The organism is Segatella bryantii, from assembly GCF_022024215.1.
Classification (GTDB): domain Bacteria; phylum Bacteroidota; class Bacteroidia; order Bacteroidales; family Bacteroidaceae; genus Prevotella; species Prevotella bryantii.
In genome coordinates this window covers 572781-595697 of record NZ_CP091798.1, presented here as the reverse complement: position 1 = coordinate 595697, position 22917 = coordinate 572781, and the positions used below count along the sequence as shown (strand labels likewise).

General features: G+C 35.5%; 20 protein-coding genes and 1 pseudogene. 4 read left to right on the top strand and 17 right to left on the bottom strand.

Annotated elements, in window-relative coordinates; all coding sequences use genetic code 11:
- Together L6471_RS06460 and L6471_RS06455 are read right to left on the bottom strand one after the other, a co-directional pair.
- Positions 1–1305 (bottom strand): imelysin family protein, encoded by a 1305-nt coding sequence (locus L6471_RS06460; RefSeq protein ID WP_006283506.1) that lies wholly within the window; start codon positions 1303–1305, stop codon positions 1–3.
- 37 nt (positions 1306–1342) lie between these two features.
- Positions 1343–2650, bottom strand: a complete 1308-nt coding sequence (locus L6471_RS06455) for a hypothetical protein (protein ID WP_074548522.1) — start codon at positions 2648–2650, stop codon at positions 1343–1345.
- A 360-nt stretch (positions 2651–3010) separates the two neighbouring features.
- Between L6471_RS06455 and L6471_RS06450 the strand changes: the two genes are divergently transcribed.
- Positions 3011–4153: a Rid family hydrolase gene (locus L6471_RS06450; protein WP_237797582.1), complete on the top strand. Its 1143-nt coding sequence runs from the start codon at positions 3011–3013 to the stop codon at positions 4151–4153.
- Between the two features lie 65 nt (positions 4154–4218).
- On the opposite strand, the gene rny is transcribed toward L6471_RS06450, so the two are convergent.
- From rny to L6471_RS06430, 4 genes are all read right to left on the bottom strand, one after another.
- Positions 4219–5751 (bottom strand): ribonuclease Y, encoded by a 1533-nt coding sequence (rny, locus tag L6471_RS06445; protein WP_094448030.1) that lies wholly within the window; start codon positions 5749–5751, stop codon positions 4219–4221.
- Between the two features lie 87 nt (positions 5752–5838).
- Positions 5839–6138: a cell division protein ZapA gene (locus L6471_RS06440; protein ID WP_006283501.1), complete on the bottom strand. Its 300-nt coding sequence runs from the start codon at positions 6136–6138 to the stop codon at positions 5839–5841.
- An 8-nt stretch (positions 6139–6146) separates the two neighbouring features.
- Positions 6147–6440 (bottom strand): hypothetical protein, encoded by a 294-nt coding sequence (locus L6471_RS06435; protein WP_006283500.1) that lies wholly within the window; start codon positions 6438–6440, stop codon positions 6147–6149.
- A 60-nt stretch (positions 6441–6500) separates the two neighbouring features.
- The gene (locus L6471_RS06430) at positions 6501–7148 is read right to left on the bottom strand and encodes a hypothetical protein (RefSeq protein ID WP_006283499.1); all 648 of its coding nucleotides are present in this window, start codon (positions 7146–7148) and stop codon (positions 6501–6503) included.
- A gap of 184 nt (positions 7149–7332) precedes the next feature.
- Here L6471_RS06430 and rfbA point away from each other — a divergent pair, with 184 nt between their 5' ends.
- Genes rfbA through L6471_RS06415 form a run of 3 tightly spaced genes read left to right on the top strand, consistent with a single transcriptional unit; the run spans position 7333 to position 11167 of the window.
- Positions 7333–8214, top strand: a complete 882-nt coding sequence (gene rfbA, locus L6471_RS06425; RefSeq protein ID WP_094448054.1) for a glucose-1-phosphate thymidylyltransferase RfbA — start codon at positions 7333–7335, stop codon at positions 8212–8214.
- 15 nt (positions 8215–8229) lie between these two features.
- The gene (locus tag L6471_RS06420; protein WP_074548526.1) at positions 8230–10722 is read left to right on the top strand and encodes a GumC family protein; all 2493 of its coding nucleotides are present in this window, start codon (positions 8230–8232) and stop codon (positions 10720–10722) included.
- A gap of 10 nt (positions 10723–10732) precedes the next feature.
- On the top strand, positions 10733–11167 hold the full coding sequence (locus tag L6471_RS06415) for a BT0820 family HAD-type phosphatase (RefSeq protein ID WP_006283496.1): 435 nt from the start codon (positions 10733–10735) through the stop codon (positions 11165–11167).
- A gap of 22 nt (positions 11168–11189) precedes the next feature.
- On the opposite strand, the gene L6471_RS06410 is transcribed toward L6471_RS06415, so the two are convergent.
- The 11 genes and pseudogenes from L6471_RS06410 to L6471_RS06360 all read right to left on the bottom strand — a co-directional run bounded on the left by L6471_RS06410 (position 11190) and on the right by L6471_RS06360 (position 22907).
- Positions 11190–12281 (bottom strand): nucleotidyltransferase family protein, encoded by a 1092-nt coding sequence (locus L6471_RS06410; protein WP_237797581.1) that lies wholly within the window; start codon positions 12279–12281, stop codon positions 11190–11192.
- Positions 12278–14176, bottom strand: a pseudogene (locus L6471_RS06405) (polysaccharide biosynthesis protein). Before L6471_RS06405 ends, L6471_RS06410 begins: the two are co-directional and overlap by 4 nt.
- Entirely contained in the window at positions 14173–15327 is a 1155-nt protein-coding gene (locus L6471_RS06400; protein ID WP_237797580.1) for a DegT/DnrJ/EryC1/StrS family aminotransferase, read from the bottom strand. The pseudogene L6471_RS06405 and the gene L6471_RS06400 overlap by 4 nt, the downstream one beginning before the upstream one ends.
- A 31-nt stretch (positions 15328–15358) precedes the next feature.
- Entirely contained in the window at positions 15359–16372 is a 1014-nt protein-coding gene (locus tag L6471_RS06395; protein WP_179226435.1) for a glycosyltransferase family 2 protein, read from the bottom strand.
- Between the two features lie 7 nt (positions 16373–16379).
- The gene (locus L6471_RS06390; protein ID WP_237797579.1) at positions 16380–17012 is read right to left on the bottom strand and encodes a sugar transferase; all 633 of its coding nucleotides are present in this window, start codon (positions 17010–17012) and stop codon (positions 16380–16382) included.
- A complete protein-coding gene (locus tag L6471_RS06385; RefSeq protein ID WP_306427359.1) occupies positions 16990–17487 on the bottom strand; it encodes a GNAT family N-acetyltransferase in 498 nt (165 codons plus the stop codon). Before L6471_RS06385 ends, L6471_RS06390 begins: the two co-directional genes overlap by 23 nt.
- 119 nt (positions 17488–17606) lie before the next feature.
- Complete coding sequence (locus L6471_RS06380) at positions 17607–18788, bottom strand: glycosyltransferase family 4 protein (protein WP_237797578.1); 1182 nt, start codon at positions 18786–18788, stop codon at positions 17607–17609.
- A 62-nt stretch (positions 18789–18850) separates the two neighbouring features.
- Positions 18851–19954, bottom strand: a complete 1104-nt coding sequence (locus L6471_RS06375) for a glycosyltransferase family 4 protein (protein ID WP_173651786.1) — start codon at positions 19952–19954, stop codon at positions 18851–18853.
- Positions 19951–20727 (bottom strand): glycosyltransferase family 2 protein, encoded by a 777-nt coding sequence (locus tag L6471_RS06370; protein WP_027454129.1) that lies wholly within the window; start codon positions 20725–20727, stop codon positions 19951–19953. Before L6471_RS06370 ends, L6471_RS06375 begins: the two co-directional genes overlap by 4 nt.
- Before the next feature lie 12 nt (positions 20728–20739).
- Positions 20740–21909 carry an EpsG family protein gene (locus L6471_RS06365; RefSeq protein WP_006283486.1) on the bottom strand — a complete coding sequence of 390 codons (1170 nt, stop codon included), beginning with the start codon at positions 21907–21909 and terminating at the stop codon, positions 20740–20742.
- A 29-nt stretch (positions 21910–21938) separates the two neighbouring features.
- Complete coding sequence (locus L6471_RS06360; RefSeq protein ID WP_006283485.1) at positions 21939–22907, bottom strand: O-fucosyltransferase family protein; 969 nt, start codon at positions 22905–22907, stop codon at positions 21939–21941.
- Positions 22908–22917: the final 10 nt, after the last annotated feature.

Here is a 22917-nt window from a genome sequence, read left to right as displayed (position 1 = left end):
TTATTCAGTAGCCTGCTTCTGCACCCATGCTCCTGCACTATTCAATGCTTCATCCAAAGCCTGAATCTTGTCGATACAAGTTTTAACTTGAGCATCACCAGGAGCATCGATAAAGGCCTTTCCACTATTCTTTGCTGTTTCCAAAGAAGCAATAGCCTCATTAAGAGCTGTATTCAAAGTCTCGTAACCTGAATAATTCTTGTTCTTCATGAAAGCCATAAGAGAATTAGATTCAGGAGTAGATGAATTGTCATCACGATTACCATATAGAGAATGCTTGATACTGTAGATATTATCCTGATAATCCTGGAAAGAACGCTTGCTATAAGGAGATTCGATATAATCAGCAGCGTCCTCTGCTTCTCCCTGACCCGTTGCAACGCGATAAGCCTGACCTAACTTCTGAGTGTAAACTTCCTGACAAATTTTTGAACAACCACCAACATAGATATTAGAAAGTGTTTCCTGCCAGGTAGTAAACAAGCCAACTGAGGTAGTAGCACCAATAACAGCCTCGCCATAGCTTACACCCTTACTGGTTAAACCTGCAAAGCGAGTTCCTTCTACTACCCAACTTGCTGTATTGATAACATTAAGAATAGATGAACTAGCACTAGAACCTATCCAACCATATGCCAGTAAAGAAGTCATATTACGAAGGTCACCAGAAATTGCAGCAGCAAAAGCACACTCATCAAGCGTTTTTACTGTTGTCAAACCTGTCTCTGTTTCATAATCAGCTGTCAAAGCTGCCAAAGTACGGTTGGCACCATTACGAAAGAGGATAAATTCCAAACCATGGAAGCCTAACACAGAACCAAAATCTTTATTCTGTTCATATACATACTTATCTGGCTGAGAACCATTAATACCCGCAATTATTGAAGCATTATTCAAAGCTTCAACTAGCTGTGAGTGGTCAAGTGGCCATGAATCGATATGTGGATCGATATCATTATCAGTCGCTGCACCATAGAGGAATGATTCACTCTGCTCCCAATATTTACGGGCGTTCTTAAAAGCTTCACAAGCGGCATCAATATCACTTTGTGTTAATGTTCCGGCCTTACGCTTGGTATAAAGATTCTGACAAGCATCATACAATGTCTGCGTATTCTCTGCAAGATCACTATAAGTTGGTCGAACAATATTATCAACATAATTAGCTACAATAGAGCTCATTACAGTGCTTGTATTGCTACTACCATTCCCATTGGTATCGTCATCGCTACTACATGAAGTGACCCCCAAAGCCAACACACTTGCCATGGCAAAAGCCAAGACATTCTTAAAAGTTTTTTTCATTGTTATACTATTATTGAAGTGATTAAACAGTTACTATTTAAAGGAAAAAGCCCTCATAAGTTACACCAATATTGATACTAGGTTCATCATTATACCCTGATTTTAAATTGCGATAATGATACTCTCCTTTAATACAAATTTGTGGCAGAGGATAATAATTAACACCTGCAGCTATAATGTTACGATTAGTCCACTGTTTGCTGGTAGCATGAACATATGAATCATAATACTCGTAATGACCAAAAATATAAAGTTTTTGCTTATCTGCACGAAGTTTGGCTATCTGAGAAAATATATCATAACCAACTTCTATCATTGAAGCTACTGCATGACTACCAAAATATTTGCCATTACCCGATTCATACGGCTTTACATTCGATGTATTAGGATATACATAACTCGTTATCTTATCTGCATCGCTGACATAACCATAGTCTATGTTGCCTCGTGCTATCCAATTATATTTATTATAGGTAAAATCAAAAGCACCTAACCACACATTCCCTTTGATTTTTTTCGCCTCACCATATTCCATATCATGAGGCACAGAATTATGCATAGACTGACCATAATAACCACTAATTCCTAAGCGAAGACCTGGTACTGAATAATTGTCAAGTCTAACAGATACTGCATATTTATTAGCAACATCAAACTCGAATGGAGATTTCGCACCACCTTGAATCCAATTACTACGACTAAAATGATATGCATCTAAACCGGCTAGCAACTGTGTTTCATAACGAAATTTTCCGACTTTACCCCAAAGAGATACACCTGTCTGATGCCAAGTACAAGGTAATATTGTACTTTCACCTTCAGGCCTGTAAACAGTAAAGAAACTTAAAGGTTCATGATGAGCATTCGTTAATCCAAAAGGCACAACTATGTGTCCCATACGAAGATTAAAAGCACGCGAAAAAGTCTTCTGTAACCAGAACTGTTCCAATTCTACTTCTCCACCTCTCTCTGTTTCGTTTTCATATTCTATAGCTTCATCTGCTTCATATTCAATAGAACTGCCAGATCCACCATGCTCAAATTCAATTTCGCTACCAAACTTCCAACCTTTACCAAAGTCATAACTCAAATATATAACTGCATGCGGAATATCAAAACGACCATGACTTGGATCATTTTTATACTTCTCTGGCTGATTGTAACGATTACCATTATCACTATAGTAGTTACGAGAATAAGTTACCTCACCATATCCACCAATGCTGAGCTTGTTTCCACTAACATGATTCATTACAGAATCTGCTGCATTTACCTGAGCATTTGCATGTAAAGAAAAACCGACACACAGAATACTCGAAAAAAGTTTTAATTGATATTTATTCATGATTACTAGCAATAATACCTTTTCTCAAAAAAGTATGAAGTTGATGATTCACATTATCGAATGCAAAGGTACCTTTGCTTAATAAATCTTACAATACTCAAAAATTATGAAATATTTACATATAAAAAATCATCATTTCTAGGTACAGATAAGGAAAAAAATTAATAAATAATACTATCTTAGCCGTTTGTGATACGTTTACATCCCCTTTTATGAGTAATACAAAAAGATGTAACCATCATTAATAAGGATGACTAAAAATTAACAGAAAAATATTGATTTGCAGGTCAAATTCATTTTTACTAATTTTGCAATAACCAACAAATATGAATAAGCATAAGGTAATAATTCAATAAAAAAATGAATAAGAAAATACAGTTTGTAAATGGTGATGTTGACATCAAAATTTTTGCATTTACAAGTGAGAATGACTTCGATGAATATATGTGTATGTTTACGGTTACAAATACCAAGCTCACATTTAATCAACAAGTTACACAGCTACTAGAAAGTTATAAAAAATTGACGACACAAGGGTATAGTAAGGAATTACCAAACTTACATCAAGCTGAAATCTGTTTCAAAAGATATTACCTCAGTGATATATCCAATCAAATAGATGAATTGAAATCAATTACAGGTCAAGAAGATTTTCCCGTTTCTATCGTTCAACAAGCTCCATTAAAAGGATGCAAAATTTGCATGTGGACATACATGATGACTAATATTCAAAAGGAACAAATCTCTAAAAATACCTACATGATATCACATCATGGATATGATGAAATCTGGACTACTCAAAATACTGCAGAGGGAGCAAATTCCTACATACAAACTAAAAAAATATTTAAGGAATATGCTAAGACTTTGAGAAAACATAAATGCACATTAGCAAACGATTGTATACGTACCTGGCTTTATGTAAATGATATTGATAATCAATATGCAGGAGTAGTGAAAGCAAGAAACGAAGTTTTCGATGAAGAAGGATTAACTGAAAATACTCATTATATCGCTTCTACAGGAATCGGAGGAAGAGATACTTGTTCTGATATATATTGTAAATTAAACGCATTAAGCATTCGAGGGCTGAACCCAAATCAAAAACATCACCTTTATGCACTCGATTATCTTAACCGTACGAGCGAATATGGTGTACGGTTTGAAAGAGGTACGTATATAGATTATTGTCAACGAAGAAAAGTTTTTATCTCAGGAACTGCTAGCATAGACCATCAAGGAAACATACTGCACATTGGTGACATTAAAGGACAAGTGAATAGAATGCTTGAAAACATAAACGCACTATTACATGAAGCTCAATGTAATTTCAATGATATTGCTGAAATGACCGTCTATTTAAGGGATATCGCTGATTACACTGTTGTCAAAGAGATGCTAATCGAAAAACTACCTGACACACCACTTATCATCGTACATGCACCCGTTTGCAGACCTGGTTGGTTAATTGAATCTGAATGCTTAGCATTAAAAAACATATAAAATAAAAAGGAGCCGTTTTTCAATTAGCAAACGGCTCCTTTTCATTTTATATATGTTATAGCAACTTATTTTGCATAAGCAACACTGCGTGTTTCACGAATAACGGTAATTTTTACCTGACCAGGATATGTCATTTCATTCTGAATCTTTGTTGCTATTTCACCAGAAAGCTTTTCGCTCTCTGCGTCATCCATCTTATCAGCACCTACGATAACACGAAGTTCACGACCTGCCTGAATAGCATAAGTCTTCGTTACCCCAGGATAACTCATAGCGATAGCCTCCAGATCATTCAAACGCTTAATATAAGCTTCTACAATTTCACGACGAGCACCAGGACGAGCACCAGAAATAGCATCACAAACCTGAACTATCGGTGCCAATAATGTCTTCATTTCAACCTCGTCATGATGAGCTGCAATCGCATTACAGATATCTGCCTTTTCACCAAATTTCTCTGCAATCTTAGCACCATACAAAGCATGAGGCAATTCACTTTCCTCATCAGGTACCTTACCGATATCATGAAGCAGACCTGCACGCTTAGCTTTTTTAGGGTTGAGTCCAAGTTCAGATGCCATTACAGCACAAAGGTTAGCAGTTTCTCTAGCATGCTGCAACAAATTCTGACCGTAAGAACTACGATATTTCATTTTACCTACAATACGAATCAACTCCGGATGCAAGCCATGAATACCCAAATCTATTGCAGTACGCTTACCAGTTTCGATTATTTCATTCTCTAACTGCTTTCTAACTTTAGCAACCACCTCTTCAATACGAGCTGGATGAATACGTCCATCAGCGACCAACTGATGAAGAGCCAAACGACAAACTTCACGACGAATTGGATCAAACGCAGAAATAACAATAGCTTCAGGTGTATCATCAACAACAATTTCTACACCTGTTGCAGCCTCGAGAGCACGAATATTACGACCTTCACGACCAATAATACGACCCTTTACTTCATCATTATCAATATGGAAAACACTAACAGAATTCTCTATCGCAGTTTCTGTTGCTACACGTTGAATTGTCTGAATAACGATTTTTTTAGCCTGTGCGTTTGCATTTAATTTAGCCTCGTCCATCACTTCATTGACATAACTTGCTGCATCCAATTTAGCCTGATCTCTAAGACTATCTACCAAACGTTTCTTTGCCTCATCAGCACTAAGACCTGAAAGTTCTTCCAACTTTGCTCTCTCTTGCTCCTGCATTTTATCCAGTTCTTGCTGCTTGACAGAAAGCAACTTTTTCTCATTTTCAAGACGCTGCATACTCTGATCAAGCTCCATCTTACGATGTCCAAGAGTTTCCTGACGCTGGTTCAAAGAAATTTCACGTTGTTTAAGTTTGTTTTCTGTCTGTTGGATTCGAGAATTACGCTGTTGAACAGCTTTTTCTAATTCAGCCTTTTTATTCAAGAATTTCTCTTTTACTTCGAGCAACTTCTTCTCTTTAACAACTTCAGCCTCCTTATTTGCAGCAGCTACCATTTCGTTATACTTACCTGTGATAACATAACGAAAAATTGCGTAGCCACATGCCCCACCAACAATGAGTCCGACAATGACTCCTATAATTAATGCCATAATATTACTAATTTATATAATCTGTTTTTTAATATCTCATGTAGTATTATAGCCACTGTAAAAATCGATTTATGGATAGAAAAAAGACTAATTCAAGGCCTCCTCTATTTCAGAAGTGAGCTTACCAAGAATATCCTGGTATATCGAAGTATCATTGCGTCCTGCCTCTTTTTCATATCGCAATGCAATATCAATAAGAGCCATATACAACAATTCCTTATCACTTTTACGACCTTTGAAAATATCTGCGTATGTATTCACAGTATCAGTAATAAGTTTTGCAGCCTTACGATAATACTCTTCATCGTCGCGAACGACATTCACGGCGATTTCTGTATCATATACATGCAATCTTATCTTTAATTTTTCTTTACTTTCTTCAGCCATCGCTCCGATTATTTATCACTCAGCAGCGTAATACATTTATTAACGTCTCTTATCATCTTGGCAATTCTTTTCTGAGCGCCCTCCATATCACCATCAGTAATAGTGAGCATCTTTGCCATTTTGAGACTATTGTAATTCGCTTCACTCTGACGCAACCTTTCTTCCAATTCTAATATTTTGGAATCACGTTCATCTACCATCGCATATAACTCCAAATTCTCCTTTTTAATGTCTTTATATTGGAGAATCATCTGTCTGACACGAGTAGAAAACGTATTTATAGTTTTTTCATCAGCCTTCATAACGATTACAATTTGGCTACAAATATAATTTTTTTTATTGAAAAGACCAAACTTTTTCGATTATTTCATAGCCTTCTGAGCCTTTTCCAGATCTTCTTCAGATGGCTTTGGCTCTTTTTTTGCCAACATAATCAACTGAAATACGAATTCTGAAATCCACTTTTGGCTAAAACCTAAACGCTGATTATATTTTCTTACAGCACCTACGGCCTTAACCACACTTATATCGGTCCAGTTATTTTTTGTAAAGATATCGTTTACCTGTTGTTCGGTCATCGAATAAAGAGCCTTTTTAAAGAGAGAAGGTAAACGAAGCTTAAATTTCATCAGATTTCCCATCAACATCATCATGTCCTGAGTAAAATTCTGGAACTGAATCAAATATACGTTTACATCCTGTATATGCTTACAATTTTTACGAATACTTCCATCAACTTCCTTAAAAAAGCCATCGCTAGTACCATAAATTTCTTGCATCATTTTTTTACAACGATTCTTCTCACCAAGACCCAATTTGTTATTTTGAGTCGGAACACGAAGAGTCGTTTTGAAGGTTCTCAAATCAGGCAATGCTGCTAGATTAGTTATATTAAGATTTGCAGCAAGAGATGCTTGAAAATAGACTCTGACAAGAGTCATAAAATCTTCCATACCACCAACTTTTTGTTGGTTATCTTTCTTTCCAAATATCTTAGAAAAAATACTCATATCTGTCTTTTATTTTATATTATTTTACACTTTTTCGAACGCAAAGTTACTGTTTTTATATGAGAAAAACAAAATATAGGTAAACATTTTCTAAAAAGACGTTTCTATATCACGAAAAAATATTATCTTTGTAATCATTATATAAAAAGAAAAATATTCCTGTAATTTGAACGACGATATATATATGAAAGGAATTGTATTAGCAGGCGGATCAGGCACACGTCTCTATCCTATCACTAAAGGAATCTCTAAGCAACTGATTCCCATATTTGACAAACCAATGATTTACTACCCAATATCAGTTTTAATGTTGGCTGGTATACGCGAAATATTAATTATTTCTACTCCACATGACATCTCTGGTTTTGAAAGATTATTAGGAGATGGTCATGAAATCGGCGTTCATTTTGAATATGCTATACAGCCTTCTCCTGATGGTTTAGCACAAGCATTTATTATTGGAGAAAAATTTATTGGTAATGATAATGTTTGTTTAGTATTAGGTGACAACATTTTTTACGGTGCAGGCTTTTCTAGCCTATTACAAGAAAGTGTAAAAGCATGCAACGATGGTAAAGCTACTGTTTTTGGCTATTACGTCAATGACCCAGAAAGATATGGCGTCGCAGAATTCGACAAAGAAGGCAACTGCCTGAGCATTGAAGAAAAGCCCCAAAATCCTAAGAGTAATTATGCTGTTGTCGGTCTGTACTTTTATCCTAATTCCGTTATAAAAATAGCTAAAGATATCAAACCAAGTGCTAGAGGAGAATTAGAAATCACGAGTGTTAACCAGGCATACCTTACAGCAAAAAAACTAAAAGTACAAACTTTGCAACGTGGTTTTGCTTGGCTAGATACTGGTACTCATGACAGTCTTAGTGAAGCTAGTACATTTATCGAAGTAATAGAGAAAAGACAAGGGCTCAAAATTGCCTGTCTGGAAGAAATCGCATTTAAAAAAGGCTGGATTAATACTAGCCAACTCCTAGATGCAGCAAAACCAATGCTAAAGAATGAATACGGAAAGTATCTATTGAAATTGGTTGAAACCGAATCAAAATAACGAAGAAGAATAATAATGGCAGATAATTCAAGCAAAGCACAGTTAGAAGCACTGAAAGAAGAGGTGGAAAAGTCAACATTTGACTTTTCACAAATCTATGCTATGCTCATTCTAAACTGGCGATGGTTCTTGATTTCCTTTGTAATTTGTGTAGGAAGTGCACTCATCTATTTACGTTTTCTTACTCCTGTTTATCAATCTACAGCCAAATTATTGATTAAAGATGAGGGTAACCGAGGAGGAAGCTCATTACAGAACTCAACTAATCTGGGAACCATTTCAACAACGAATGGCTTTGATAATGAGATAGAAATTATTACCTCTCATACACTTGCTATGGAAGTTGTTACTGACCTAAAACTATACACTAACTATTATAGAAAAGGCAAAGTTAAGTCAAAACTCATATATAAGACTCAACCTTTTAATGTAGATATGGACATTGACAAAGTAAAGAAATTAAATGTCCCTATCAGTATTCGTGTAGAACGAATTATGAAAGGATACAGAGTAAATGTAAATTATAGAGTGCCGTTGGCTGAAAATGAGTCTTCACCATCCTATAGTATTGATAAAACTATAAGGGCTTTACCTACAACCATTCCAACTCGTGCAGGTAACATTTATATGACAAAAAATCCATTAAGCATGGAGCCAATGAAACTTGGTGAAGTCTATAATGTATCTATAACATCACCTAAAATGGCTGCATATGGTTACGTTGGATCTTTAAAGGCATCTCAGAACTCCAAGACTACATCTATTGCCCGTTTAACTATAAGCGATATTAATGTTCAACGCAGCCTTGATTATCTTAACCAGTTGGTTATCTGTTATAATCGACAGGCTAATGAGGACAAAAATGAAATAGCCTTACGCACCGAACAGTTTATCAATAGCCGTTTGGAAATCATTAATAATGAATTAGGGCAAACAGAAGGTTCTTTAGAAAAATTCAAAAAGAGCAACAAAATGGTAGAGTTGAACATGAATGCAAATCAAGCTCTGAGTAATGCAGGTGCATTCGAGCAGAAATTAGCAGAATCTGAGACTCAAATTTCTCTTTTAAAATCAATGATAAATTGGCTCAACTCACCTAAAAATAAATATCAAGCTCTCCCTACAAATGTAGGATTGCAGGACGCAACTGCCATTTCGCTTATTAACCGGTACAATGAAATCGTACTCAACCGTAATCGATTATTAAGAAGTGCAAGTGAAAGTTCTCCTACAGTAACTCCATTGACAGCTCAATTAAATGAATTTATTTATTCTATAAAACGAGCTTTGAATCAATCACTTAATAGTCTCACCATTCAAAAAAATGATATAAGTAGCCAGTTTAATAAATATCAGACAAAAGTAAGCGAGACCCCTACTCAAGAAAAGGCTTTAACACAGATCGGTAGGCAGCAAGAAGTAAAATCAAGCTTGTATATCATGCTACTCCAGAAACGTGAGGAGAATTCTATCTCACTTGCAGCAACTGCGGACAAGGGTAAATTAATTGATATGCCACAGTTTATTGGCAAGATTAGTCCAAACACCAATAACATAATAATGATGGCTATTCTTATTTCTATCGGTGTTCCTGCTGTAATTTTATTCCTAATTCAGTTCTTCCATTTCAAGATTGAAGGTCATCAGGATGTAGCTAAACTGACGAAACTTCCAATTCTGGCAGATGTACCTATCGCTAGTGAAAGTGCTAAGACACGTGCAGATATAGTTGTACATGAAAATCAAAACAACTTAATGGAAGAAATTTTCCGAAGCATGCGTACCAACCTTCAGTTCATGATGAAGAAAGAAGATAAAGTCATCATGTTTACATCAACCACATCTGGCGAAGGCAAAACTTTTACTGCAGCAAACCTTGCTATCAGCTTTGCTTTACTAGAAAAGAAAGTTATCATGCTCGGTTTGGATATTCGTAAACCTCGATTAGCTGAATTATTCGAGATTGATGATCACGAACATGGTATTACTAACATATTAGTCAGAGACGAAGCAGAATGGGATGCCATAGAAAAGCAGATTCTATCGTCACAGATCAACAATAATTTAGACTTACTGATGGCAGGACCTACTCCACCTAACCCTACTGAGTTATTGGCGAGAGAATCTTTAGATGCCATTATCAATACTCTAAAAGAGCATTACGACTATATTATTATTGACACAGCTCCAGTTGGTTTGGTTACAGATACGTTACAAATTAGCCGTGTCTGCAATACAACAGTATATATGTGCCGTGCAGAATATACACCAAAATCAAGTTTCAACATGATAAATTCTCTGGCAAGAACGGGGAAACTGCCTAATGTAAGCATTGTCATCAATGGTATCGACATGTCAAAGAAAACAAATAGTTATTATTATGGCTACGGTAATTATGGCCAATATAGCAACTACGGAAGGTATGGAAATTTTGGTAACTATGGCAATTACGGAGATTATACCAACAGTCAATATGGTAATCTAGATGATGACTCTTTTAAAAAATAACAAATAGTATATGACTATAGCTGTAGATTTTGACGGAACAATCGTCGAAAATAAGTACCCCAAAATCGGTGAAGAACGCCCATTCGCTATTGAAACATTAAAAATGCTTATTCAAGAGCAGCACAAACTTATCCTTTGGACCGTTAGAGAAGGAAAGTCGTTGGAAGAAGCCGTGGAATGGTGCAGACAAAGAGGGATAGAGTTTTATGCTGTCAATAAAGACTATCCTGAGGAAAAAGATGATTCATCCAATCGCTTTTATTCTCGAAAGATTAAGGCGGACATATTTATAGATGATAGAAATATAGGAGGCTTACCGGATTGGGGACAGATTTATAGTATAATCCATGATGGTATTTCATACCGAAAAATAATACAAAATACTTTAGGATACATCCAAGAAGAATATAGACCAAAGAAAAAACATTGGTGGCAAATTGGATAAAATAAAAAGAGCCTTGAAATTTTTACAACTTCAAGGCTCTTAATATCTTCGTGGGTATTTCACGCCAAATCAAAGCTCTTGTTTCCTTGGGCGCTAAAGAATAAAACAATCGATATAAGTGAATCTTAGAAGATAAGGATTCGCAGAAATAGGCAAATCCAGACCGCACAGCATGTTTTCTGAAATAAACGCCCATATTTCCACGCAAAAAAATTTCAGCCATAATGGGCTCTACAAACCGATAATCATTTGCATCAACAGGAATTGGAAATTCATTTTCTTGTAATCTCAAAGTCTGAATACATACCGCACCAAAAGCAGAGAAAGCTTTTGTAAAACCAAGCTTATCCAAATGGCTTTTAAGAAGATGTTTGTCTAATCCATTACTAAAATGGTAATGACATAACACTGCCATGTCACACAAATGACGAATTCCAATGCCAACTTCTAAAAAATGATGATAAAGATGAAGAAATGTATAGAGAATTTCAAATTCTGGAGCTAAAACCGGAACAGAAATTCCATTCATTTTTCTGCGCACTATCTTTGTACATTTAACAATAGTATCAAATTCTTTTTGTACCCTATTAGAAGCAAAATGTAAAAGCAGATAATGCATTTCAAAAATGACATGATTATGGATAAATTCAAGATGCTTATTAGCATCACCTTCTTCATATTTTACATTCCATTCTTGCTGTAATAATGTCTTGGCTCTTTCAAAATCTTCCGGCATCACATAAAAGTCAATATCTCCCCCTATTCGAAGATGTCGTATTGGATATAAACATTCTATGGTTTGACCTTTGACTACTACAAAACGAATCTGATGAAAATCTAATAAGTCAACTAAAGCTGAAAGTCCTGCATCAATTTTCGAATTCAACTGTTTATTCTCATGATCAAATCGCAAAGTCTCTAAAGCATTATCTCTTTCTAGTATAACAGCATTCGTTTCATCTAAAATCGAATTTGACACCAAACCTCTCACTGCCTGTTGATCAGCCATCTGCATTAATGCTCGATATCGTACATTATCTAGAGGACCAAAATGGGAATGCTGATTCCATAAAGAAACTTGAATAAGCCTCAAAAAAAGCTCACGCTGACTCATGCCTTCTTCTCAAGAATAGAATAAAAAGAGTTTATTGAAGAAAATTCAGGTACTATACTCTTCATTTTCTTAACACATGCCATATCATCAAACGTATGAGATATTTTAATAAGATCATCTATCTCTTTGGATACATCCTTATACTCATATTCACGTACCTTTGCGATCTTAATCTTATCATTAAACGAAGGTAATGTATTTTCTTTAGAAGACAATGTTTCCTCGTATAGTTTTTCACCTGGACGAAGTCCTGTAAAAATAATAGGTATATTTTCTGCTCCTGACAAACTAATCATCCTACGAGCCAAATCTACAATTTTAACAGGCTCACCCATATCAAAAACTAGAATTTGCCCACCCTTACCACGCGTACCTGCTTCAAGTACAAGTTGACAAGCTTCTTATATAAGCATAAAAAATCTGATAATATTAGGATCTGTAACCGTAACTGGCCCCCCTTGTTGAATTTGTTTTTTAAACAACGGAATAACAGATCCATTAGAACCTAACACATTGCCAAATCGAGTAGTTACAAATTCAGTAGAAGAAACTTTATTGTAAGATTGCGTATAAATTTCACAAATACGCTTACTACATCCCATCACATTTGTTGGATTAACGGCCTTATCTGTAGAAATCATCACAAACTTTTTTACTCCATATTTTACACTTAAATCAGCTATTATTTTTGTACCACCCACATTATTTTGTACACAAATACATGGATTATCTTCCATCATTGGAACATGCTTATACGCAGCAGCATGAAAAACATAATCTGGTCTGAAAGAGGCAAAAATAGACTCCATACGTTCTTGATTACATATAGAAGTTACTACCGTTTTAGCCTTAACATGAGGAAAACGATAATTCATCATTAGACGAATATCGTGCTGAGGTGTTTCCGCCTGATCTATCAGCATCAGTTCCGCAGGCTTGAATTTAGCGATTTGTCTAACTATCTCACTACCTATACTGCCAGCACTACCTGTTACCAGAATTTTTTTATCTTGCAACATCAGCCCTATGCTTTTTAAATCCACATGTATCTGAGCTCTCGGTAACAAATCTTCAATGCTAACCTCTTTCAAGTCTGATACATTTACTGAACCTTTTGTCCAAATATCTCCATCCTTAGGAGCCATATAAATTGTAACCCCCGCATTGATTAGAATATCCTGTACTTTTTGATCATCACGAAACTTATGATTTTGCAAAGGCGAAACTAATACGGTTTGAATATTTTCATCCTTTAGATATTTAATTAATCCATCACCTGGATGAAAAACAGGCTCCCCCATCAGCATTTCTGCCTCATTGTTAGGGTCTTGTGAGATGAATCCCTTCAAGAGATATTTCATTGGTTTTTCTGACCGTATCGATTTTGCAACACCAACACCACCACCTTGAATACCATAAATCATGGTACGAGTAGCGTTAGCATCTCTGAAAGACACATCATAGAGATTTTTAATCAAGACACGGGCCAAAACCATTCCCATCATAGCAACCACATACATAGCCGCTATTTGACGACCTTGTAGACGAATAAAATCTAAATTCCAACTATAAACAAAATAATGCATGACCTCAGCAATGGTTAGTGATACTAACATAGCATCCACTAAAAGTCTAAGTTCTGCAAAAGATGTGTATCGAATAATGCCGGAATAAGTATGGAATAATTTAAAACCTATCAAATTAAAGCACATATAGATGCCAATAGTTTTAGATAATAAGACTATATTACCTAAAGTAACGGCACCACTATTGTACATCCAAAAAACAAATAGACCGGATATATAGCAAATTGACAAATCCATAATCAGTATACACCAATATGGAAGTGCATTTTTGCTTAAATACCAAGAAGCTATTTTATCGAATAATTTCATAGACAATTTTTAATTTCTTCAATAACACGTTTAGCATCTTCATCTGTCACATAAGGTCCAGATGGTAGACATAACCCTTTAGGGAAAATACGTGAACTAACACCATTTCCATAAAATGGTGCATCTTTATAAATTGGCTGTGTATGCATTGGCTTCCAAAGAGGACGTGTTTCGATATTAACAGAAGCTAAATGATTTTGAATTTTCATCACCTCAGAAGAAGGTTCACCAGGACAGTCATCTACAACATTTTTAAAAAAAATGGTATTTAGCCAATAATTAGAATCCATATAACTCTCGGGAGAAACTTTAATGACTGCTTCATCAAGACTTTTAAAGCCTTCGACATAGACATCTTTCAAATGACGATGATGCGCTAAATGCTCATCAACTATCGTCATCTGACCTCGACCTATACCCGCACAGATATTACTCATACGATAATTATAGCCGATTTCGGTATGAAGATAATATGGCTTAGGTTGACGAGCTTGTGTAGCAAAATATAATACACGATCTGCTGTTTTCTGATCAGGACAAATCAAAGCACCACCTCCGGAGGTTGTAATCATCTTATTACCATTAAAACTCATAATACCGAAAGTGCCAAATGTACCGCATACTTGTCCCTTGTAAGTTGAGCCAAAAGCTTCTGCTGCATCCTCAATAACAGGAATTTCATAACGATTGGCGATATCCATAATCTCATCGATATAAGCAGGCATACCATATAAATAAACAGGGATAATAGCCTTTGGCTTCTTACCCGTTTTTTTTATTCTATCTTTTATAGCATCTTCTAGAAGATTGGGATCCATATTCCAAGTTTTTTCTTCAGAATCGATAAAGATAGGCGTTGCACCTTGATATACGACAGGATTGGCAGATGCATCAAATGTAAACGATTGACAGATTACTTCATCACCATGCCCTACTCCTAAAGCCACTAAAGCCAAATGTATAGCAGATGTTCCAGATGACAAAGCTACAACAGAATGCTTTCCACCGATGAACTTTTCCAAATCGTCTTCGAAACCATCTACGTTTGGTCCCAAAGGAACTACCCAATTGGTATCAAACGCTTCTTGAATATATTTCATTTCATTGCCAGACATGTGAGCCAGACATAATAAGACTTTTTTACTTTCCATATAGATGTCCTTTCTGCTATTTACTTCTTCGTTAATATTCCTCTATGCTATAATTAAACAAACGAGCAAGTTTATAAATAAACCAAGAATTAATAATTCTATTCATATTATTGATTTTCCGACGACATCGCTGAGTTCTTTCCCACCTAAAAACTGGATAAAAATCTTGTTTCTTACACTGATGTCTCAAACGCTTAAATTCACTATGCGAATAATTAGCTACTAGCATTTGATTTACCACCATAACCTTGTCCCTATTTATATGATCGATACAAAGATTATAAGCTACAGGATTATTTTTAATATTATACCGCAACATGTAACTAAACATATGCGAATTTGCTTTTAATCCGTCGCGTACTAGTTTACGTGCCACTTCGACCTTTTTATTCTTTCGATAATCAAATGGATCTTCACCTACCCAATAAGAATCGCGATTAACACATATAATTTGACTATTGGCCATGATAGCATGACTAACAAACAAAGAATCTTCAAAATAGATGTAGTCATGCATGAAAACATGGTGTTTATTCAAGAATTCTACTCTAAAAATAAATCCACGTGATGTTCTAGGCAATCCAAAATGATTCACATAATGTCGCCCCGTTCCAAGGAAGTCCTTATTGCAATCATAACGAATAATATCTATATATTGATGTTGACTTGCAACATGAAGCGCATAATGGAGTCCGTTGCTAATAAGCCTATCACAAGCATATACCACCATTACCCATTTACCTGTAGCAAGAGCTAAACCATAATTGATAGCTTCGGCTTTTCCTGCATGTTGCGGATGTACTGAAATATAATTTGAATTCTTAGCCGCAATCTCATCACATATTTTAGGCGAACCGTCTTGTGAGCCATCGTCAACTAAAATCACCTCATAGCTATCATCAGGCATTCCCTGATTTTCAATAGTTGCGACACACTCTCGCAGATTCAATTCCTCATTATATACAGGTATGACAATAGATAGATTGATACCTGTAGCCTCATCTGCCATAATGATATCGTTCACATGTATTTTCTGTTGTTTCATGTACCTATCAGATATTTTCGCCATTGTATATCATCCTCTTGCCCAATACTGTACAGATTATTATCTGCATATCAGTCCAAAAAGAATAATGGCGTAAATAATATAAATTCAACTTAACTTTATCTGGATAAATGACTTCATCGTTATATCGATGAGGATCATCTACTTGACTCAGCAATTCTTCCTCATTACGATATTTCAAACTTGCAGGTCCAGTTATCCCTGGTTTTAATTTTAATATATCTCTTTCCTCACCCTGTAGTGCATCTGCATATCCTGGCACATCAGGACGAGGACCGACAAAACTCATGTCACCGATTAGAACATTCCATAATTCTGGAAGTTCATCTATCTTATATCTACGAAGCTTCAACCCTAAAGGTGTTATTCTACTTTGCTCTTCAGAAGCTATCGGCGTTGCACCACCCTTACTTGCAGTAGCCGCCTCTTTCTTGATTGTCATAGAACGGAATTTATAAACCGTGAACAATTTTCCATACTGCCCTACACGCTTCTGCTTGAACAATACAGGTCCTGGCATTTTGATCTTAATCAAAATAGCAACAATCAACAACACAGGACATAATAAAACTAGCCCTATAAGTGACATTATTTTATCAAAAAACCACTTTATGACCATTTTTGGGCAAATATTGTACATAATAATCTCCACTAGGAAGGGTATCTAATATGATTACATCATTAACCGCTTGAGCAGATTTCAGCGATGCCAAATTATTAGGAGAAATAGTACCAAAAGTTCTCAATCCTAGATATTGAGCTATTTCTGTAGCTTTAGCATTCATTTTTTTACTTATTCCTTTACCTCTCCATCGATAGTCTACCATATATCCTCTAAAACATTTTCCCCACCAGAAACTTCGCATCATAAGATAACCAACGATTTCCTGTGTATCATACTTTCTAACTATAAAAGCGAGAAAAGAATGATCGCTAGCTAATACTTTTAAATCTTTAACCTCAAACCCATGAGGCTTGAAATAATCGAAGGATTCCGTAGGTTGGGAGTCAAACCATTGACTCATTTCTATGCAATTATCAGAGGTCATTTGCTCCATTTGGAACTCATCTTCATCATTTAGGAGGACTACCATATTCTTCAACTTCTTTCCATAACGAAGTAAGAAAAGAAGAGAATTGAATAACCCGATTATAAACCATAACCAAGGCAACTTATCACGTAATATATGAGCTAACTTATAAAGCAATTCTACTAGTTATTATTAAGACCTACCAATTCTAAATACAAATTCAATATCTCTTTCCAAACATCTTTCTGTTCATATCGCGAAGTAATCATTCCACGTGCATTTCGCCCCATACGCTTAACCTCTTCGGGATGTTCTATGAACCACTTCATCGTTTCGTACAAAGCATTTTCCATTAAACTGTCCATTTTTCCCTGTTGAGCATAAGGTGCTCTGATAATTTTACCATTCAAATTATCCTTAATTATCTCATTACATCCATTAATATTTGTAACAATACAAGGAATATCAAGAGCACCCGCCTGTATAGGAACATTGGGAAATCCTTCACGATAGCTTGGGAACACCAAAGCATCAGCAGCAGCGAGATAGGGTCTCACATCTTCCTGCCATCCCACAAATTTCACATGCTCAGAGTTCCGCAAAAAATCTTCATTATCGCCATATAGAGGATTACCTTTCTCAAAAGAACCGACTAATAACAGTTTAACCTGTTTGCTTCGTTTTTCGCTTATCAATTTTTTCATGGCCTCAGCCAACTCATTCATACCTTTATCTCTGACTATTCTACCAACAAAGATAAACACGAAATCATCGTCTGTAAATCCTAATGCACTTCTGAAGTTTTCTTCTAAACACTTTCTAGAAAAATAAGAAGTATCTATACCATTAATATTTCCGTAATGAAGCACACGTAATCGCTTATTCGTGATATGATCTGCATGCAACGTATGTAAAACTCCATGTCCTTCTGGTATTACCTGAGTTGCACAAAAGCAAGAGACTCGCTCCATGGTTTTCAAAATAAATCTGAAAAAACCAGTTGTGCCCTGATAACGAAGTCCAGTTACCAGATAAATACGATTAGGAACACCAGCAAACAATCCTGCTAATAAAGCCAACAGAGACCCCTTTGGGGTATTACAATGCAATATATCCGGTCTCTCTTTTCTGAAGAAGAAGAAAAGTGCAATAAGTGAACGCAAATCCTTTAAAAGCGAAACTTCACGTTCCATGGGGATGTTAACCATTCTAACACCTTCCCTTTTTCTCACCTTGTCCAACAATCCTGTATCCGATGCCACTCCTATAACATCAAAAACTGAGGACATATATTTTAACTGTCCAGGAATTAACTTATCTAAAGATAAATCTACTGTCGTGAGGCGAATTAACTTTTTCTTCATAATAGATGACGACTTCAAATTCAAACGTATTGCAAATATACGTAAAATTACTTGAAGATACTCTATAATTCGACAAGTTTCTGATAAACTTTTTGATATTGAACTATCATTTGATGCATATCAAACTGCCGTGCACGCTCATAACACCGTTTAGCTATCTGCTTATAGTAATCAGGGGCATTTGCTAAACGTTCTATTGCCTGTGCAAGCTGTTCATCATTACCCTCTTGAAACAATATTCCCCAATGTTCGGTAACTTCACGAAGTCCATTTACATCAGAAGCTACAAATGGCTTACTGGCACTCATACCTTCTATATTACTCAAAGACAAGCCTTCCCAATGTGAAGACATTACAATAATATCAGCAGCTTGAAGCAACTGAGGTATATCTGTACGTAAACCTAAAAATCTAACATACTGCGATACTTTCAAACTTGTAGCTAACGCTTCTACAATTCGTTTTCTTACTCCAACACCTGCAAACCAAACTTCATAATCACCTCGTTTTAATCGAGCCAAAGCCTTTACTAAAGTGTCCTGATCTTTCTGGTCTCTAAAACCGGCAACCATCAATAATGCTTTTCGATTCTGTTTTAATCGGACCATCTCCAAATCCGGCTGTGCTTCATGAATAGATTTTACATCTACACCATTCGGTATAGTAACTATTTTTTCATACAGAAAAGAAGACTTATTTTCCCAGGTACTTCCCAAATATTGTCGTAATAAATGCTCTGCTATAACGCTAATACAAACTATAGTGTCGTATCTATGATACATCCACCTATCTATGATGCGAAGCGCTGTGTAATTACGCTTACGATTGGTAGTATTATGTTCTGTTGTCACTAATTTCTGTCGACTAAACAGATTGGCTAAACAAGCAAAGAGTTGGGGTGAAGAATTATGCGTATGTACAATATCAAAATGCCTCATGAGCTGATGCAAGTGAAAAATATGCATTAGGCTATATGAGGAAAAACCCAATATATGAACTTTACAAGGAGCACTTTGTAATAATGGAGAATTTTCTCCATCAAGTACAGCAATTTCAACATCAAAACCTCTTTCGATTAAGCCTCTAGAGAGTTGTATGACTATCTGCTCTGCTCCTCCTACACGAAGTGAGGTTATTACCTGCAAAACTTTGATGCTTTTCGTCATATCACATTAATCGTATATCTTATTAAATTCAATAAGCCACGCATTTTATACTTCCAAGGTATATCAAGCTGTAACAATTCACGATAATAAATTCGAGAGGCTTTAGGACTTTCTCTGCGTATTTTTACTATTTTAGAAGTTAATCCTCCTTCAAGATAATCTCGTATATAGATTACTTCATTAAAAAATCTCAGCTTATATTTTCTCGCAATCCTATGCCAAACTAGTGCTTCAGGGCAGAACTTTTCACCAGGAATTTCTGGAAAAGGAAATTCTCGGAATACACTTGTTCGAAATACCTCGCACAAATCACCAGTAATGTGATACTTATAACGAGCGTCTACTTCATTACAATCCAAATATCCATCATTAGGCAACGAGGATATTAATTTTCCATTACGATGGGCCATAACACCGCATACACCACCAAAAGAGGAATCATCCTTAACGGTATCATAGACCTCTGCTATTTTTTGCAAAGCATCACTCATTAACTCATCATCCGAATCGAGCATGACTATAAGTTCACCTTTCGCATTTTTTACACCAACATTCAAGGCCGTATGCTTCCCTCCATTCTTTTTTTTATAATACCGAATTGGAAAAGAAGAATACTTCTGCATTTCTCCAGCAACAACTTCTGTATCATCTTGGCTACCATCATCTATAATCAGCCACTCAAAATCAATATAAGTTTGTTTACTGAGAGATTGGTATGCACCATTCAATAAAGAAGCACGATTATAAGTAGGAGTTAAGACCGTTATCAACATAAATTAGTTATATTATTGAAAATGAATAGGTGCCCTGTACATCTTTTCATCATCATATTTCCGATCATATTCATATTCCTCGTGAATTTTATCACCCTCACGAAAACCATTAGAAAAAAACGTTTTATACGGATAAAGCAATACTCCCCATGCAAAGACAATACGCTGAAACAAAAAGAATCCAACAACTATCAATACATAAGCATATTGTCTATTATTAGGTGTATGAGTACATACAAAGGTAACCGTGGATATCACACCGATCATGAAATACCAACTCATACGACCTCCATTTTCTGATTTAATAAAGAAGAGCAAGATCGCACAAAAGACCAATGCCATATTTAATAATACTATATACTTTTTCTCATTAGGAATTTCGATGTATCGAGACAATATGATATATAAAAAGAAGACAGCTTCTAACAAATATGGCAAACGGAATCCTGTTTCTGTAGCTGGATTATTTTTTCGTTCCGGATCGGCCTCTCCGTACGCATTAAAAATAGCAGTTCCTAATCCTGATATACCAAAAAGGAAGCACAACACCATAACTATAACTATTTGATTCACTGAATATTTCCTAATGGGAACAAAGTACATCGGAAGCAAGACTACTGCTGAGTTATGGCACCGAAAAGCGATATACCAACAAATCAAAAAGGGAATCGGTTGACGATTAATAATAAAGCGAACACACATCCATCCTATCGCAGCTCCCATTACTTGACGCAAATAGGTAAAAGTAAAAAAGAACCAAAGACTCAAAAAGAGCATAATCGCAAAGGGATAGTCTGAACAATATTTTCGAATAGAATCAAAAATAAAGACATATAAAATCATCGTATATATCATAATAAAGATATACCGATTTTCTGTAATATGTGCAATGGCTATATTAATCCATATATAAGCTGTTTCTTTCGGCCATTGCTGGAAAATATAGGCCATGTGAATATTCATATCTCTTGACAACGTATTAGCAACATCATCAAAAAGTTCAGCATATATATAACGATCATATCCTCCTAACATATCACCAAATCCAACAAAACATGCCAAAAAAAGCATAAAAATGATCAGAATTGGCATTTGAACAGAAGTTACTCCATTCTTACGATTCACATCATTAAATAAGTATAAGAATACTGACGCAAAAAAGATTATAAAATAAATAATCATTTATTAACTCCAAAAATTATGGCAAAAAATTAAGATACTGTGAAATATATGCGCTCAAAAGGACACTTGCCTATTTTAGCAGCATATTCTGGGAAAGCACTCGGCCACATGCCTGGTCCTACTATGTTATAAACCTTTCGAGCTCCTGCTATTAAATAATAATCTAGAAACATTTTCAGATTATCACTTTCTTTTGTTTGACTTGTTGTACCAATATGCTTAATATCTCCGGGTATTACATATGTATCGGGCAAATGATGCTTAACAAACTGGGTAAAATGATTGCTGTCCGTAGCTAACATCACGCGACAATCTGAATGTTGTTCCCGCACATGCCTAAATTGAATCAAAGCTTGTTCTTTTAATTTTCGTTGCTGTGTTTCTTCTAATGTTGGGTTAATAGCATATTCTACTTGGTCTCCCAATAAATTTAAAAAACGAAAATGGATAACAATATATTGCTGTCCTATATCTTCTTTATAAGCATCCAAATACTTTTGCAAATATGGTGTAGGCTTAAAGAGTTCATGATATAGCTGGCCCCAATCAAAATTCAAATGACACTTCTTATTGATATAATCTAATGAGTTGTATCCATAATAAAAATGGGCATCACAATTACGTCTCTTGAGTAATCGTCTAGGGTTAGCATATTCACCATATAAAAACAGCGGGCGAGAATCAGGATAATGATAGCATATATCTGTTGGCTCTATTCGCCAATCATAAAGATTTGGCTCTAGATACTTATCCAAACGAAAAGGAGAACAGAAGCATATTTTGAAAGGCTTATGTAAAACTTTGGACGCGGCATAAATAGAAATTGCACCTTTTAATCGATCAAACATTCCGCCATGAGGAAATCTGCCATCTGCCATAAATATCATCCGACCATTTTCTTCTCGCCCTTCTTTACTCTTTTCGCGATAATACTTAATTATGAGTTTAGGCTCTCGAATTAAAATGTCAAGTAAATATACTAATACTTCTAGTAACATAGTTGATTAA

Bases quoted from the DNA above. Each gene is read 5' to 3' on its own strand.
- L6471_RS06460 (WP_006283506.1), bottom strand. From the start codon at position 1,305: ATGAAAAAAACTTTTAAGAATGTCTTGGCTTTTGCCATGGCAAGTGTG.
- L6471_RS06455 (WP_074548522.1), bottom strand. From the start codon at position 2,650: ATGAATAAATATCAATTAAAACTTTTTTCGAGTATTCTGTGTGTCGGT.
- L6471_RS06450 (WP_237797582.1), top strand. From the start codon at position 3,011: ATGAATAAGAAAATACAGTTTGTAAATGGTGATGTTGACATCAAAATT.
- rny (WP_094448030.1), bottom strand. From the start codon at position 5,751: ATGGCATTAATTATAGGAGTCATTGTCGGACTCATTGTTGGTGGGGCA.
- L6471_RS06440 (WP_006283501.1), bottom strand. From the start codon at position 6,138: ATGGCTGAAGAAAGTAAAGAAAAATTAAAGATAAGATTGCATGTATAT.
- L6471_RS06435 (WP_006283500.1), bottom strand. From the start codon at position 6,440: ATGAAGGCTGATGAAAAAACTATAAATACGTTTTCTACTCGTGTCAGA.
- L6471_RS06430 (WP_006283499.1), bottom strand. From the start codon at position 7,148: ATGAGTATTTTTTCTAAGATATTTGGAAAGAAAGATAACCAACAAAAA.
- rfbA (WP_094448054.1), top strand. From the start codon at position 7,333: ATGAAAGGAATTGTATTAGCAGGCGGATCAGGCACACGTCTCTATCCT.
- L6471_RS06420 (WP_074548526.1), top strand. From the start codon at position 8,230: ATGGCAGATAATTCAAGCAAAGCACAGTTAGAAGCACTGAAAGAAGAG.
- L6471_RS06415 (WP_006283496.1), top strand. From the start codon at position 10,733: ATGACTATAGCTGTAGATTTTGACGGAACAATCGTCGAAAATAAGTAC.
- L6471_RS06410 (WP_237797581.1), bottom strand. From the start codon at position 12,281: ATGAGTCAGCGTGAGCTTTTTTTGAGGCTTATTCAAGTTTCTTTATGG.
- L6471_RS06400 (WP_237797580.1), bottom strand. From the start codon at position 15,327: ATGGAAAGTAAAAAAGTCTTATTATGTCTGGCTCACATGTCTGGCAAT.
- L6471_RS06395 (WP_179226435.1), bottom strand. From the start codon at position 16,372: ATGAAACAACAGAAAATACATGTGAACGATATCATTATGGCAGATGAG.
- L6471_RS06390 (WP_237797579.1), bottom strand. From the start codon at position 17,012: ATGGTCATAAAGTGGTTTTTTGATAAAATAATGTCACTTATAGGGCTA.
- L6471_RS06385 (WP_306427359.1), bottom strand. From the start codon at position 17,487: ATGGTAGTCCTCCTAAATGATGAAGATGAGTTCCAAATGGAGCAAATG.
- L6471_RS06380 (WP_237797578.1), bottom strand. From the start codon at position 18,788: ATGAAGAAAAAGTTAATTCGCCTCACGACAGTAGATTTATCTTTAGAT.
- L6471_RS06375 (WP_173651786.1), bottom strand. From the start codon at position 19,954: ATGACGAAAAGCATCAAAGTTTTGCAGGTAATAACCTCACTTCGTGTA.
- L6471_RS06370 (WP_027454129.1), bottom strand. From the start codon at position 20,727: ATGTTGATAACGGTCTTAACTCCTACTTATAATCGTGCTTCTTTATTG.
- L6471_RS06365 (WP_006283486.1), bottom strand. From the start codon at position 21,909: ATGATTATTTATTTTATAATCTTTTTTGCGTCAGTATTCTTATACTTA.
- L6471_RS06360 (WP_006283485.1), bottom strand. From the start codon at position 22,907: ATGTTACTAGAAGTATTAGTATATTTACTTGACATTTTAATTCGAGAG.